Annotated in this window: 12 protein-coding genes; 3 read left to right on the top strand and 9 right to left on the bottom strand. The window is 60.0% G+C overall.

The genetic code is table 11. The annotated features are described in order from the left end of the window. Positions 1-339: 339 nt before the first annotated feature. Positions 340-780: a universal stress protein UspA gene (gene uspA / locus CYR52_RS00655; RefSeq protein WP_072927613.1), complete on the top strand. Its 441-nt coding sequence runs from the start codon at positions 340-342 to the stop codon at positions 778-780. Positions 781-835: 55 nt separating this feature from the next. Here uspA and CYR52_RS00660 read toward each other — a convergent pair whose 3' ends face one another. From CYR52_RS00660 to CYR52_RS00675, 4 genes are all read right to left on the bottom strand, one after another. Continuing rightward, complete coding sequence (locus CYR52_RS00660) at positions 836-1,663, bottom strand: MerR family transcriptional regulator (RefSeq protein WP_241522370.1); 828 nt, start codon at positions 1,661-1,663, stop codon at positions 836-838. A gap of 165 nt (positions 1,664-1,828) precedes the next feature. Next, on the bottom strand, positions 1,829-2,596 hold the full coding sequence (rsmJ, locus tag CYR52_RS00665) for a 16S rRNA (guanine(1516)-N(2))-methyltransferase RsmJ (protein WP_072927616.1): 768 nt from the start codon (positions 2,594-2,596) through the stop codon (positions 1,829-1,831). 3 nt (positions 2,597-2,599) lie between these two features. Beyond that, positions 2,600-4,642: an oligopeptidase A gene (gene prlC, locus CYR52_RS00670; protein WP_072927617.1), complete on the bottom strand. Its 2,043-nt coding sequence runs from the start codon at positions 4,640-4,642 to the stop codon at positions 2,600-2,602. A gap of 117 nt (positions 4,643-4,759) precedes the next feature. Continuing rightward, the gene (locus tag CYR52_RS00675; protein WP_072927619.1) at positions 4,760-6,472 is read right to left on the bottom strand and encodes a multidrug ABC transporter permease/ATP-binding protein; all 1,713 of its coding nucleotides are present in this window, start codon (positions 6,470-6,472) and stop codon (positions 4,760-4,762) included. A gap of 314 nt (positions 6,473-6,786) precedes the next feature. Between CYR52_RS00675 and CYR52_RS00680 the strand changes: the two genes are divergently transcribed. After that, positions 6,787-7,629, top strand: coding sequence for a 23S rRNA (adenine(2030)-N(6))-methyltransferase RlmJ (locus tag CYR52_RS00680; RefSeq protein WP_072927620.1), 843 nt, complete (start codon positions 6,787-6,789; stop codon positions 7,627-7,629). An 83-nt stretch (positions 7,630-7,712) separates the two neighbouring features. On the opposite strand, the gene rnz is transcribed toward CYR52_RS00680, so the two are convergent. After that, on the bottom strand, positions 7,713-8,630 hold the full coding sequence (gene rnz, locus CYR52_RS00685) for a ribonuclease Z (RefSeq protein ID WP_072927622.1): 918 nt from the start codon (positions 8,628-8,630) through the stop codon (positions 7,713-7,715). Positions 8,631-8,775: 145 nt separating this feature from the next. Here rnz and gorA point away from each other — a divergent pair, with 145 nt between their 5' ends. Beyond that, the gene (gene gorA / locus CYR52_RS00690; RefSeq protein WP_072927624.1) at positions 8,776-10,128 is read left to right on the top strand and encodes a glutathione-disulfide reductase; all 1,353 of its coding nucleotides are present in this window, start codon (positions 8,776-8,778) and stop codon (positions 10,126-10,128) included. Positions 10,129-10,193: 65 nt separating this feature from the next. Here gorA and CYR52_RS00695 read toward each other — a convergent pair whose 3' ends face one another. The 4 genes from CYR52_RS00695 to CYR52_RS00710 are packed head-to-tail and all read right to left on the bottom strand — an operon-like array spanning position 10,194 to position 13,856. Further along, complete coding sequence (locus tag CYR52_RS00695) at positions 10,194-10,952, bottom strand: iron ABC transporter ATP-binding protein (protein WP_101827772.1); 759 nt, start codon at positions 10,950-10,952, stop codon at positions 10,194-10,196. Further along, the gene (locus CYR52_RS00700; RefSeq protein WP_101827773.1) at positions 10,949-11,953 is read right to left on the bottom strand and encodes an iron chelate uptake ABC transporter family permease subunit; all 1,005 of its coding nucleotides are present in this window, start codon (positions 11,951-11,953) and stop codon (positions 10,949-10,951) included. The genes CYR52_RS00695 and CYR52_RS00700 overlap by 4 nt, the downstream gene beginning before the upstream one ends. Then, positions 11,943-12,899: an ABC transporter permease gene (locus tag CYR52_RS00705; protein ID WP_072927629.1), complete on the bottom strand. Its 957-nt coding sequence runs from the start codon at positions 12,897-12,899 to the stop codon at positions 11,943-11,945. Before CYR52_RS00705 ends, CYR52_RS00700 begins: the two co-directional genes overlap by 11 nt. Positions 12,900-12,905: 6 nt before the next feature. Further along, on the bottom strand, positions 12,906-13,856 hold the full coding sequence (locus CYR52_RS00710) for a siderophore ABC transporter substrate-binding protein (RefSeq protein WP_072927631.1): 951 nt from the start codon (positions 13,854-13,856) through the stop codon (positions 12,906-12,908). Positions 13,857-14,163 lie beyond the last annotated feature (307 nt).

The raw sequence follows: 14,163 nt of genomic DNA on the forward strand, positions 1-14,163 counted from the left end.
AATCTGGAGTGCCCCAAAGGCGCTATACTTAGCTCATGCTGCTGATATTTCTCACACTAACGCGCGCTGAAAAGGAAAAAAGGGTACTTTTCAGGCGTTAAGGTGTAAAAAAGAGGTAAGCCGCCGTCATGGCGGGGCTGCCGCAGGAGAACAGGATACGCAACAAGGTGTTAAAGGTTGCCGTTGAGGGTGAAAAGCAGCGAGTGCGTTACGCGGCCGGGAACGGCGCGAACAGGTAAAACAATAATGATTCAGATGGGGCTGGCCGCAGCGCATTCTGCTCCCGGGCAGCGCCTCAGAGAGTGATTTTTTAACCGGCTTTATGGAAGGAGTACACTTATGGCTTACCAACATATTCTGATTGCTGTTGACCTGTCCCCGGAGAGCAAAATCCTGGTCGACAAGGCGGTTTCAATGGCAAGACCTTACAATGCCAAAGTCTCCCTGATCCACGTCGATGTTAACTATTCCGACCTCTACACCGGCCTGATTGACGTCAATCTGGGGGATATGCAAAAGCGTATCTCTGAGGAGACCCACAACGCGCTGACGGAGCTGTCGACCAACGCGGGCTACCCGGTGGCGGAAACCCTGAGCGGCAGCGGTGACCTGGGCCAGGTGCTGGTGGACGCGATTAAAAAATATGATGTTGATCTGGTGGTATGCGGCCACCATCAGGATTTCTGGAGCAAGCTGATGTCTTCAGCCCGCCAGCTGATTAACACCATCCACATCGACATGCTGATTGTGCCGTTGCAGGATGATGAAGACGACGAGTAAGGCAGCAAACAGCCTCAGGCTCTGCCGGACGCCCGCGAATGCGGGCGTCTTTTTTTCAGGCAGGCAGATCGGTGACGTTATCCTGAATCTCATTGTCATTCTCCGCCGGCAGAACCAGAGCGTTGGCCGGGGCCATTAACACCGAGGTTGCCGCCGCGCCTACCAGCATCACGGCCAGCCCTTTCGCCAGCCAGGCGTCAAACTGCACCTGCTGCGCCACGGTCAGCGGTTTGTCTGACCAGATAAAGAAATTCTCGACCTGATAGCGTTCCAGCTCCGGCTCCGGCAGCGGATAAGGCAACAGCTCGACCCGCAGCCCCTCACTGACCAGCCGGATCACTTCCAGCCACAGCTCCAGGCTGTCTTTGACCTGCCAGGCCAGCAACAGCACCGGCGCACCGGGCCGTTTGCGGGCCGTGTGCATGGCGAAACTGGCATATTCCATGATCGCCACATCCAGCATTGCCCGCTGTTGCAACAGCGCCGATTGGCGGCCGGAACTCAGGAACAGCCGCAGTGGGCGCAGAATATCGTTGACCAGGTTCTCAGAGGGAATTTCACGCCCGTAACGCCACAGCAGATGGCGCAGTTTGGCCGTCTGATGGTGCTCAAGGTGGTAAAGCAGTGCTTCCTGTTGCGCCTGCCAGCCCTGGGAGACCTGTTTTGCATCACCGGTTAAAATGGCACGGATTTGCGTCAGCGGCACCCCGCGTGATACCCAATGCAGGATAATGTGCGCGCGTGAAAGATCGCTGTCTGAATAACGTCGTTTACCGTCTTCACCCTGCTGCGGCTTCAGCAAGCCATGCCGCTGCCAGGAGCGCAGGGTGACCGGGTTGACACCACAAAGTTGTGCCACGACGTCGATACTATAGAGTGCCATGCCGGTTTCCTTAAGTGGGATGGGCGTTTTTTGAACCATACAGGAAAATGCTGCGTTAAAGGAAACTTCTTCGCAACATGAAGGGAAAACAGGCAGAAATGGTGTGCCCCTGCAGCGAAAACGGGGCACATGGCCAGCCGGCGATCCTATACCGTATTCACTGACTTATGACTTGTCCGCTGGGTCAGCGGTGCCGGGATAGAGATCAAACCGGTGGGATTTGGTTTCAATGGCGGCCTGGGCGGCAATGCCGGCCAACGGTGGTGCGTAATCCGGGCGTTTTACCACCACCCGTTTGGACGCCAGCGCTCTGGCTGGGGCCAGCAGCCCGTCAGCATCAAGATCCGGCCCTACCAGTGACTGGAATACCCGCATCTCTTTTTTCACCAGCGCACTCTTTTGCCGGTGCGGATACATCGGGTCGAGGTAGACCACTTCCGGCCGCGGGGTGATGTCTGCCAGCGCAGTCAGGCTGGAGGCGTGCAGCAACGTCAGGCGCTCACGCAGCCAGGGGCCGATTTCTGCATCCTGATAGCCGCGTTGCAGGCCGTCATCCAGCAGGGCGGCCACCACCGGGTTACGCTCAAGCATCCGTACCCGGCAGCCCAACGCCGCCAGCACAAATGCATCACGCCCCAGCCCGGCAGTGGCATCCACCACGTCCGGCAGGTAACTGCCCTTAATGCCCACCGCTTTGGCGACCGCCTCCCCGCGCCCGCCACCGAAACGGCGGCGGTGTGCCATCGTGCCGGTGACGAAATCCACATAGATGGCGCCCAGTTTCGGCTCATCACGCTTACGCAGTTCGAGACGTTCCGGCGTCAGCACCAGCGCCATCACGGCGTTATCGTCAGAGGTGAGTTGCCAGCGCGCCGCCAAAAGCGATAAGGCGCCGGGATCGGCGCCTTCTTCACAAAGTAAACAGATGCTCACAACTCAGCCTTTGATGCCGTAGTGGCGCAGCATTGCATCGATCTGCGGCTCACGGCCACGGAAGCGTTTGAACAGCGTCATCGGCTCCTCGGAACCGCCGCGCGTCAGGATGTTATCCAGGAACGACTGGCCGGTTTCGCGGTTAAAGATCCCTTCTTCCTCAAAGCGGGAGTAGGCATCCGCTGAGAGCACTTCCGCCCACAGGTAGCTGTAGTAACCTGCGGCGTAGCCCCCGGCGAAGATGTGGCTGAACGCGTGCGGGAAGCGGCCCCAGCTCGGGGACGGCACCACCGCCACCTGTTTTTTCACTTCAGCCAGGGTCTGGAGGATTTCCGCGCCTTTGGCCGGGTCATACTCGGCATGCATACGGAAGTCGAACAGGCCGAACTCCAGCTGACGCAGGATAAACAGCGCCGCCTGGTAGTTTTTCGCTGCCAGCAGTTTGTCGAGCATCTCTTGCGGCAGCGGCTCGCCGGTCTGGTAATGGCCGGAGATAAAGGCCAGCGCTTCCGGCTCCCAGCACCAGTTTTCCATAAACTGGCTCGGCAGCTCCACGGCATCCCACGGCACACCGCTGATCCCGGCGACGCCGGCGGTGTCGATTTTGGTCAGCATATGGTGCAGGCCATGGCCGAACTCATGGAACAGCGTGGTCACTTCGTTATGGGTGAACAGCGCCGGTTTGTCGCCAATCGGGCGGTTGAAGTTACAGGTCAGGTAGGCCACCGGCTTTTGCAGCTCACCGTTGGCTTTACGCAGGCTGCCGGCGCAATCGTCCATCCAGGCCCCGCCACGTTTGTGCTCACGGGCGTAGAGATCGAGGTAGAAGCTGCCGCGCAGTTCACCGCTTTCATCAAACAGGTCAAAGAAGCGTACTTCCGGGTGCCAGGTATCGACGTCGTGGCGCTCTTTGGCGGTGATGCCGTAAATACGTTTCACTACCTCAAACAGGCCGCCCAGCACGCGCTGTTCCGGGAAGTAAGGGCGTAACTGCTCGTCACTGATGGAGAACAGGTGCTGTTTCTGCTTCTCGCCGTAGTAGGAGAGATCCCAGGCTTCCAGCGTCTCAACGCCGTAATGCTCTTTGGCAAAGGCACGCAGCTGCGCCAGCTCCTGCTCGCCCTGCGGACGGGCACGTTTCGCCAGATCCTGCAGGAAGTCGAGCACCTGTTGCGGGCTTTCCGCCATTTTGGTTGCCAGGGATTTCTCGGCAAACGAGGCAAAACCGAGCAACTGGGCCAGTTCGTGGCGCAGCGCCAGTTCTTCGGCCATCACGGCGCTGTTGTCCCATTTGCCGGCGTTCGGCCCCTGGTCGGAAGCGCGGGTGCCGTAAGCACGGTACATCTCTTCACGCAGCGCCTGGTTGTCACAGTAAGTCATCACCGGCAGGTAGCTGGGGATGTCCAGCGTCAGCAGATAACCTTCCTGATCTTTTGCCTGCGCCAGCGCCTGGGCGGCGGCCAGGGCGCTTTCCGGCATGCCGGCGAGCTCGTTGACGTCAGTAATCAGCTTGCTCCAGCCCATCGTGGCATCCAGCACATTGTTGCTGTAAGTGGAGCCGAGTTCCGACAGGCGGGTCGAGATTTCACCGTAACGCTTCTGCTTTTCCGGTGACAAGCCAATACCGGACAGTTCGAAATCACGCAGGGCGTTGTCCACCGCTTTCTGCTGCGGCGCGGTCAGGCGGGCAAAATTCTCGCCCTCTTTCAGGTCACGGTAAGCCTGGTACAGGCCGGCATGCTGGCCGACCCAGGTGCTGTATTCAGAGAGCAGCGGCAGGCACTGTTCATAGGCGGCGCGCAGCTCCGGGCTGTTTTTCACGGAGTTCAGGTGGCTTACCGGCGAGAAGATGCGGCTCAGGCGGTCATCAGACTCCGCCAGCGGCTGGCACAAATTGTCCCAGGTGTACGGCCCGCCTTGTGCGACCACGCTTTCGACCGTTTTGCGGCACGCATCCAGCGCGGATTCCATCGCCGGCACAATGTGTTCAGGTTCAATTTTAGAGAACGGCGGCAGGGTAAAAGGCGTCAGCAATGGGTTTGTCATAAGGCAGTCCTGTTTATCGTTGTGGGCCGGTTGCGCGCAATCCGCTTCCGGCTGTCAAGGCGCCTCAGCGCCCTTCTGTAAGGCCAATAAGTAACATGAGGCCAAGTGTAGTGAAAATCAATGCACCCCGCTGCCCGGCTGTACACTCTCTGCAGGTGCGTGGTGGCCTTCGCCGGAGAGGGCAGCCTGGTCAATCTGCGCCACGGCATCCCGGCTGGCGGCACGGCGCGCCTCGCCGGTGAGTTCATGCAATTGCCCGGTGCGCATCTCCAGCAGCCGGTCAGCGTGCTCAAAATAGTGGTCGTCGTGGCTGATGGCGAGCACGGTTTTGCCCATCGCATGGAGTTGCGGCAGCAGTTCACGGTAGAAGGTGCGGCGGAATTGCGGGTCCTGATCCGCAGCCCACTCATCCAACAGCAGGATGTCACGCTGTTCAGCCACCGCCATTAACAGCGCCACACGCTTGCGCTGCCCCTGCGACAGCTTCAGGTTGGTGACCTGCCCCGCCTCCCAGGTAAGTTTCTCTGCCATTTTCAGCCGTTGCAGCCAGCTTTCTACCAGCGCGGCATCCGGTTCACTGCCCTGCGGCCCCATCGCCCGGCCAAACAGGTGGAAATCGGTAAACACCGCCGAGAACAACGCGCGGTAGGCGGGCAGCGTGTCTGCCGTGACCGGCACGCCGTCCACCAGCAGGGTGCCGGACGTCGGTGTATACAGCCCGGTCAGCAGCATCGCCAGGGTCGATTTGCCGCTGCCGTTGCCGCCAATCAGGAACACCAGTTCGCCCCGGCGCAGCGTCAGGTTCACCGGGCCGACTTCAAAACCGGCCCCGGCATAGCGGAAGGTCACGTCACGCAGCTCCAGCGTCTGCCAGTTTTTGGCCGCGACGGCGGTGGGGAAGCCCGGCTGGTGCGGCACCAGCTCCAGCGCCTTGAGCTTGCGGAACGCCACCTGCGCGCTGAGCAGCACCGGCAGCGCGCCCACCGCCTGCAGCAGCGGGGTACGCAGAAACAGCAGCGTCAGCGAATAGGTGGCCGCCACCGCAGTGTTGGCCCAGCCGAGGCGGTTAGCCATAAAGAACACCGCCCCGATGGCGCCCAGCATCATGATATTTGACCAGTTCACCGCACTGAGGTGGAAAGTGTCAGCGCGGATCACATGGCGGCGGTACGCCTGCGCATGCTGCTGGTACTCTTCTTCAAAGATATGGCGCGCGCGGCTGCGGTTCAGCGTCAGCTCTTTGCGGCCGTCAATCACCGTCTGGTAGTCCTGATAGAGGGCATCTTCCGCCTCACGCACACTGCTCAGGTGGCGGTAAACCCGCGCCACCAGCAGCCAGCCGCCCACGATGGTCACGGTCAGCCAGAGCGCGGTCACCACCAGCATTTTCGGCGAAAGCCAGCCAAGGTAGAGGGCGCAGCCTATCGTCAGGATGATGCCCTGCAACAGCTCCGGCAGGCGCACAAACGCCAGCGTGATGTTGCGGATGTCACTGCTCAGGCTGGCCTGCAACTGGGCGCTGCCGATCTGCTCAATACGCGCCACGTGCGTATCCAGGATCCGTTTGATGTACTCGCCGCGCAACTGGTAGACGAAATGGTGCCCCAGCGTGGTCAGCGCCAGCTGTGACCCAAGCGTGACCGCCATCAGCAGCACCAGGAAGCCCAGGAATTGCGGCAGCACCGCCAGTGAGCCGTCAAACCGGTTGATTAACTGGGTATTAATGAACGCAATCAGGCCAATACCCAGCGCGGCACTGGCCAGGCTGAGCAGAATCACCATCAGGAAAGGCCAGCGATACTGGCGGTACACAACGCGCAACAACTCCATAGGCTTTTGCTCGGTCAATGGATTTCAAGGAGTTGCATTGTAATCGGGAGGGGGGTGATAGCAAGGGGAATAGCAGGCGGCGAACGTTTCCTGGAACCTGTCTCGCAGAGGGCAAAAGGCTTTTCCCTTTTTCACGGCCAGACAGTTTATACTGTGCGTCATGCCTCCCCTGCCGAATACCGCAGGGCGTTTGCTTTATCGCCCCCGGCGCACCCTGTGCGCCTGCCGCCTGCCAGCCAGGCGGGTGCGGTGCGGCGATTGCCATTTTGCCTGATGTCGCAGTGCATCCTTAAAAACCGGAACCCATTACCGCCATGCTTAGTTACCGCCACAGCTTCCACGCCGGCAACCACGCCGACGTGCTGAAACATACCGTTCAGAGCCTGATCATTGAGTCGCTGAAGGAAAAAGAGAAACCTTTCCTCTATCTGGACACCCACTCCGGTGCCGGGCGTTACCAGCTCAGCGGGGAACATGCGGAACGCACCGGGGAATACCTGGAAGGCATTGGCCGCCTCTGGCAACAGGAAGATCTGCCGGAAGAACTGGCACCGTACCTGGAGGCAGTGCACGCCTTCAACCGCACCGGCACGCTGCGTTACTACCCCGGCTCGCCGCTGATTGCGCGCCACCTGCTGCGCGAGCAGGACAAACTGCACCTGACTGAGCTGCACTCCAGCGACTACCCGCTGCTGCGCAGTGAATTCCAGAAAGATGAGCGGGCAAAAGTGCTGAAAGCGGACGGTTACCAGCAGCTGAAAGCGCAATTGCCGCCGCTCTCCCGCCGTGGGCTGATCCTGATTGACCCGCCGTATGAAATGAAAACCGACTATCAGGACGTGGTGAAAGGGATTCAGGAAGGCTACAAACGCTTTGCGACCGGCACCTATGCCCTGTGGTACCCGGTGGTTATCCGCCAGCAGATCAAACGCATGACGCGCGACCTGGAAGCCACCGGCATCCGCCGCATCCTGCAAATTGAGCTGGCCGTGCGCCCGGACAGCGACCAGCGCGGCATGACCGCCTCCGGCATGATTGTGATCAACCCGCCGTGGAAGCTGGAACAGCAGATGAACAACGTGCTGCCGTGGCTGCACAAGGTGCTGGTGCCGTCCGGTAACGGCCACACGCTGGTGAAATGGATTGTGCCGGAGTGATGGCCCGCCGTGCCGGGCAACCCGGCGCGGCACAGCGTTTTACGCGCAGGTTTTTATGCGCATATGACAGGGGCGGAATGCCGTCACACCTCAAACACGGCGAAATCACGTGCCAGTTCGGTATTGGGGAAAATGGCCCGGCACTCTGCCAGTAACTGCTCGCACTCGGCAAAACCGTAGCGCGAGCTGAAATGGGTGGCGATCAGCCGTTTCGCCCCGGCCAGCCGGGCAGCCGTAGCAGCCTGCACGGTGGTGGAGTGGCCGCGGCCGTTGGCCTTTTCTGCCATCGCCGCTTCTAACGTCGTTTCGTGCACCATCAGATCCACCCCGTCCGCCAGCAGGTCGGAAACCGGTGTGGGGGCCGTGTCCCCAAAAATCGCCAGCGATTTCCCTTTAGTGGATGGCCCGAGATAGGCGCTGCCGTCAATCACCCGGCCATCGGGCAGCGTCACGGTTTCGCCCCGTTTCAGTTGCTGGAACCACGGCCCGCGCGGCACGCCGTCCGCTTTCAGGCGTTCGCCGTCCAGGTAGCCCGGCTTGTCATGCGCCTCAATCCGGTAGCCGTAACACTCCACCACATGGTTCATTGGCCAGGCCGTCACGCGGACGTTGCCGTCATCACACACTTCACCGGCACCTATCTCCACGATCTCCAGCGGGAAGGTCACAAAGGAGCTGCTGAGGGTCAGGCTGGTGTCGATAAACGCCCGGATGCCCTTTGGCCCGTAGACCGTCAGCGGCTCGGTGATCCCGCCCATTGAGCGGCTGGTGAGCAGGCCCGGCAGGCCGAAAATGTGGTCACCATGCAGGTGGGTGATGAAGATTTTTTCCAGCCTGCCCGGTTTCAGCGGGCTGCGCATGAACTGGTGCTGGGTGCCTTCACCGCAATCGAACAGCCAGGTGCCGCCGCTGCGGGCATTGCGCAGGGTCAGGGCAATCGCCGTGACGTTACGCTGCAAACTTGGGGTACCGGCACAGGTGCCGAGAAAGGTCAGGTACATGCTATGCTTCCACTTTGTTAAACGTCTGTATCCGAATAGATCGTTGTCGCCCTATCACAATCATAGGCGCAAACTTTGCGGCAATCGGCAGACTGGCGTTAAACTCTACATCAATTTTTCTTCTCATCTTTATGGAACACTTTCGATGACCAAACATTATGACTACCTTGCAATTGGTGGCGGCAGCGGCGGCATCGCCTCAATTAACCGTGCAGCCATGTACGGCCAGAAGTGCGCGCTCATTGAAGCCAAAGCGCTGGGCGGCACCTGCGTCAACGTAGGTTGTGTACCGAAAAAAGTGATGTGGCACGCCGCACAGATCGCTGAAGCGATCCATAACTACGGCCCGGATTACGGTTTTGACACCACCGTCAACGCGTTTGACTGGAAAAAACTGGTCGCCAACCGTACCGCCTACATCGACCGTATCCATACCTCCTACGACACCGTGCTGGGCAAAAACAACGTCGACGTGATCCGCGGCTATGCGCGTTTCGTTGATGCGCACACCGTAGAAGTGAACGGTGAGAAGATCACGGCTGACCACATCCTGATCGCCACCGGCGGCCGCCCGAGCCACCCGGCAATTCCGGGCGCGGAATATGGCATCGACTCTGACGGCTTCTTCGACCTCGACGAAATGCCGCAGCGCGTGGCCGTGGTCGGCGCGGGTTACATCGCGGTAGAGATTGCCGGTGTGATGAACGCCCTCGGCGCGCAGACCCACCTGTTTGTGCGTAAGCACGCGCCGCTGCGTACCTTCGATCCGCTGATCGTCGATACGCTGGTGGAAGTCATGAACACCGAAGGCCCGTCGTTGCACACGGAATCTATCCCGAAAGCGATCGTGAAAAATGCCGACGGCAGCCTGACGCTGGAGCTGGAAAACGGCAACAGCTTTGAAGTGGATTGCCTGGTGTGGGCGATCGGCCGTGAGCCGGAAACCGACAACCTGAACCTGTCCGTCACGGGTGTGGAAACCAACGAAAAAGGCTATATCAACGTCGATAAATACCAGAACACCAACGTTCCGGGCATTTACGCCGTGGGTGACAACACCGGTGCCATTGAGCTGACCCCGGTTGCCGTGGCCGCCGGCCGCCGCCTTTCCGAGCGCCTGTTCAACAACAAGCCGGACGAGCACCTGGACTACAGCAACGTCCCGACCGTGGTCTTCAGCCACCCGCCGATTGGTACTGTCGGCATGACTGAGCCGCAGGCGGTTGAGCTGTATGGCGAAAGCGAAGTAAAAGTGTACAAATCCGCGTTTACCGCCATGTACACCGCAGTGACCCAGCACCGCCAGCCGTGCCGCATGAAGCTGGTCTGCGTGGGTAAAGACGAGAAGATTGTCGGTATCCACGGCATCGGTTTCGGCATGGACGAAATCCTGCAAGGCTTCGCAGTGGCGCTGAAAATGGGCGCAACCAAGAAAGATTTCGACAACACCGTGGCGATTCACCCGACGGCGGCAGAAGAGTTCGTTACCATGCGCTAAGCGCGGCGTAACCTGTAAAAAAGGCCGGAGAATTCCGGCCTTTTTTGTTATCTGTACCAGGGCAATCAGCGGTAATAGATGGCAACCGGGCGGCCGCGCACCTGTTCGATGCTGACCTCGGTGTCAAAAATGGCCTCCAGCACCTCCGGGCGCATGATGGCATCCGGCCCGCCGCGGCAGACCACCCGGCCTGCTTTCATCGCGATGATGTGGTCTGAGTAGGCGGCAGCGAAATTGATGTCGTGGATCACCAGAATAATGGTTTTATGCAGCTCATCCGCCGCACGCCGCAGTTGCTTCATCATCGACACCGCGTGCTTCATGTCCAGGTTGTTGAGCGGCTCATCCAGCAGCACATAGTCGGTGTTCTGGCAAAGCACCATCGCCACATACGCCCGCTGCCGCTGGCCGCCGGAGAGCTCGTCGAGGTAACGATCCTGGAGCGGCACCAGGTCAAGGAACGCCAGCGCAATCTGGATATGCTGACGATCTTCGTCGTTGAGCCGCCCCTGCGTGTAGGGGTAGCGGCCGAAGCCGACCAGATCGTACACTGTGAGGCGGCTGGTGAAGTGGTTCTCCTGCCGCAGCACTGACAGCCGTGTCGCCATCTGTTTGCCGGGCGTGCGCGCCACATCCAGCCCGCCCACCAGCACCTGCCCGGCATCCGGCGTGAGCAGGCGGCCAATCACCGACAGCAGGGTCGATTTTCCCGCCCCGTTGGGGCCGATGATGGACGTCACGCCCCCGGCCGGGATGGTTTCGGCAATCGCCTGCAATACCGGCGTCTGGTGGTACTGCTTACTGATGTTCTTTATCTCAATCACACGGCCGCCTTTTTGATCAACAGAATGATAAACAGCGCGCCGCCGATGAACTCAATCACCACCGACAGCGTGCCCGCCATGTTCAGCAGGCGTTCCAGAATCACCTGGCCGCCCACCAGCGTAACCGCGCCAATCAGAAACACGCCCGGTAACAGGTGGCGGTGCCGCGCGGAGCCGATGAGCTGATAGGCGAGGTTAGCCACCAACAGCCCAAGAAACGTCAGCGGCCCCACCAGCGCGGTTGACACCGCCACCAGCAGCGACACCAGCAGCAGGATCAGCGTGATCTGTTTCTGATAGGCGATGCCCAGATTGATGGCAGTTTCCCGCCCGAGGGCGATCACATCCAACTGGTGGCGCATCCGCCAGACCATCAGCGCCACCAGGGCGCAAAGCCCGGCAGCCAGCGCGATGATTTCCGGCGCGGCACGGGTAAAGGTGGCAAAAATGCGCCCCTGCAAAATGGCGAAATCCCCCGGCGAGAGCAGGCGTTGCAGCAGCCCGGAGAGGCTGCGGAACAGGGTGCCGCACACCAGCCCCACCAGCAGCACGCGGTGCAGGTCGATGCCTGCCCCGGCCAGCAGCCAGCGGTAAAGGAACAGCGAGAACACCAGCAGCAGCAACGTGTCACAGAGGAATTTCCCGCTGACGCCCAGATGCGCCAGGCCGTTGGCATCAATCAGAAAAATCAGCAGGGTCTGGATCAGGATAAACAGCGCTTCCAGCCCCATGATGGAGGGCGTCAGGATGCGGTTGCCGGTCACGGTCTGGAACAGCAGCGTCGCCGTACCGGAGGCAAATGCCACCAGCAGCATGGTCGCCAGCACCAGCCCGCGGTGCGTCAGGATGTAGCCGATATTGCCGCCGAGGCCGAGGGTCATAAACCCGGTGACGGCACACCCGGCCAGCGCGGCGAGCAGCAGCAGGCGTTTCGCCGGCCGGCTCAGCGGCTGCCGTGCCTGGGGTTTTTCGGCGTGCCGGCTGCACTCTTTAACGTGCATGGCGCGGGTTCCTTATGATGAGGGCCAAAAATACCGCCGCCCCGATAACCCCGAGGATCACACTCACCGGGATCTCAAACGGCGCGATCAGCAGGCGGCCGATGATGTCGCACAGCAGTACCAGCCCGCCGCCGGCGAAGCAGACCCACGGCAGGGTGCGGCGCAGGTTGTCGCCCATCATCATGCTGACGATGTTGGGCACAATCAGCCCGAGGAACGGCAGCACGCCGATCACCACCACCACCACGCCGCTGATGACCGCAATGATCGCCATCCCTGCCAGCATCACCCGCTGATAATTCAGCCCGACATTCACTGAGAACTCGCGCCCCATCCCGGCCACGGTAAAGCGGTCCGCGATCAGGCAGGCGATAAGCGTCAACGCGCCGACGACCCACAGCAGTTCATAACGCCCCTGCAACACGCCGGAAAAATCCCCGGATTCCCAGCCGCCAAGCGACTGTAACAGGTCAAATTCCATTGCCAGAAACGTGGTAACCGCGCTGAACACCGCCCCAAGCATGATGCCGGTCAGCGGCACCATCAGCGGCGATTTCATCTTCATTCGTCCCAGCAACAGAATAAACAACAGCGTGCCGCCCAGCGCAAACAGGGTCGCCACCAGCATTTTCACCATCACCGGCGCGCCGGGGCTGACCACCATCACCAGCAGCAGCCCCAGCCCGGCGGACTGGGTCGTCCCGGCGATGGAAGGCTCAACAAAGCGGTTCTGGGTCAGCATCTGCATAATCAGCCCGGCCACGCTCATGGCGCTGCCGGCCAGCAGCAGCGCCAGCGTGCGCGGCACCCGGCTGAGCAGGAAGATGTCGCGCATGGCCGGGTCAGACCAGAACCCTGCCGGTGTCACCTGCCCCGCCCCGATAAACAGGCTGCAGGCCATCAGGCCCAGCAGCATCGCCAGGCCGGTTAAGGTAAGGAGCTTCATGGTGGGTTACTGCACGGCCGCACTGTCCAGTGCCGCGCTGACCTTGTCCATCAGCTGGGTATAGCTCTGGATGCCGCCGGCGATATAGAGGGAGGCAGAATCCAGGTAGATCACCCGCTGGTTTTTCCAGGCGTTGGTCTTCTCAATCAATGGGTTATCCAGAACCTGCTGCGCAGATTGCCCTTCGGCGCGGCCAATCGCGTTATCGCGATCCAGCACAAACAACCAATCGGGGTTGGCGTTGAGGATAAACTCTGACGACACCACGTTGCCGTGTTTACCGGCCTGCGGGAAGGTGGCAGCCGGGGTGAAACCCAACTCATCAAAGATAAAGCCAAAGCGTGACCCGGCGCTGTAGGCGGACATCTTCCCGCCGCTGATCATCAGGATCATCGCCGATCCGGCATGGGCGGACTTTTGCTTAATTTTTTCTGCCTGGGCGGTGAAGTTCGTCAGCAGGGTTTTGGCGTCGGCCTGTTTGCCGAAGATGGCGGCCAGTTGCTCGGTGCGCTGCGCCAGGCTCTGCATAAAGTGTTGCGGGTCAACGTCCAGCGCGACGGTGGGGGCGATTTCGCTGAGCTTGTCATAGGCATCGTGCGCGCGGCCACCGGCGATGATGAGATCAGGTTTGGCGTTGCTGAGCGCTTCATAATCCGGCTCGAACAGCGTGCCGGCATTCAGGTACTCACTGCCGCGGTATTTCGCCAGATAGGACGGCAGATGCGTGCTGGTTTGCGGCACCCCGGCCACCGGGATTTTCAGCGCGTCAGCGTTGTCCAGCGTGGCGGGGTTAAGGATGATCACCTTTTTCGGGTTCAGCGGCACCTGCGTACTGCCCTGTGCATGATCCACTTTCAGGGTTGGGGCGGTGTCGGCCCCGGCAGAAGAGTCATCGCACCCGGTCAGGGCGAGGGAGGCCGTCATCAATGACGCAAACAAAGCTGCACGTAAACGCATTTCATCTCCTGATGTCGCTAAGTAACCACTGATTGCAAATAGTAATCATTACTATTCTTATTTGTCGAGCCGGATGATACCTGATTGAGGGCCAGGATGAACAGTTTGGTTTTTGGCCCCCTCCCCAGCCCTTTTTTTCTGCTGCACTTGCTGACTGCCCACCAGAATTAGGTTTGTTTATGAATCACTTATGGCCGATAACGTACAAAAAAGCAGCGTATCTGACCGGTTTGCCGGGTACTGGATAAATTGTGAAGAAATTATGAAAGTTAACGATTCGCTATTTAAATAAAAATGATTATCATTA

Origin of the sequence: Chimaeribacter arupi, assembly GCF_002858805.1 — a bacterium.
GTDB lineage: Bacteria > Pseudomonadota > Gammaproteobacteria > Enterobacterales > Enterobacteriaceae > Chimaeribacter > Chimaeribacter arupi.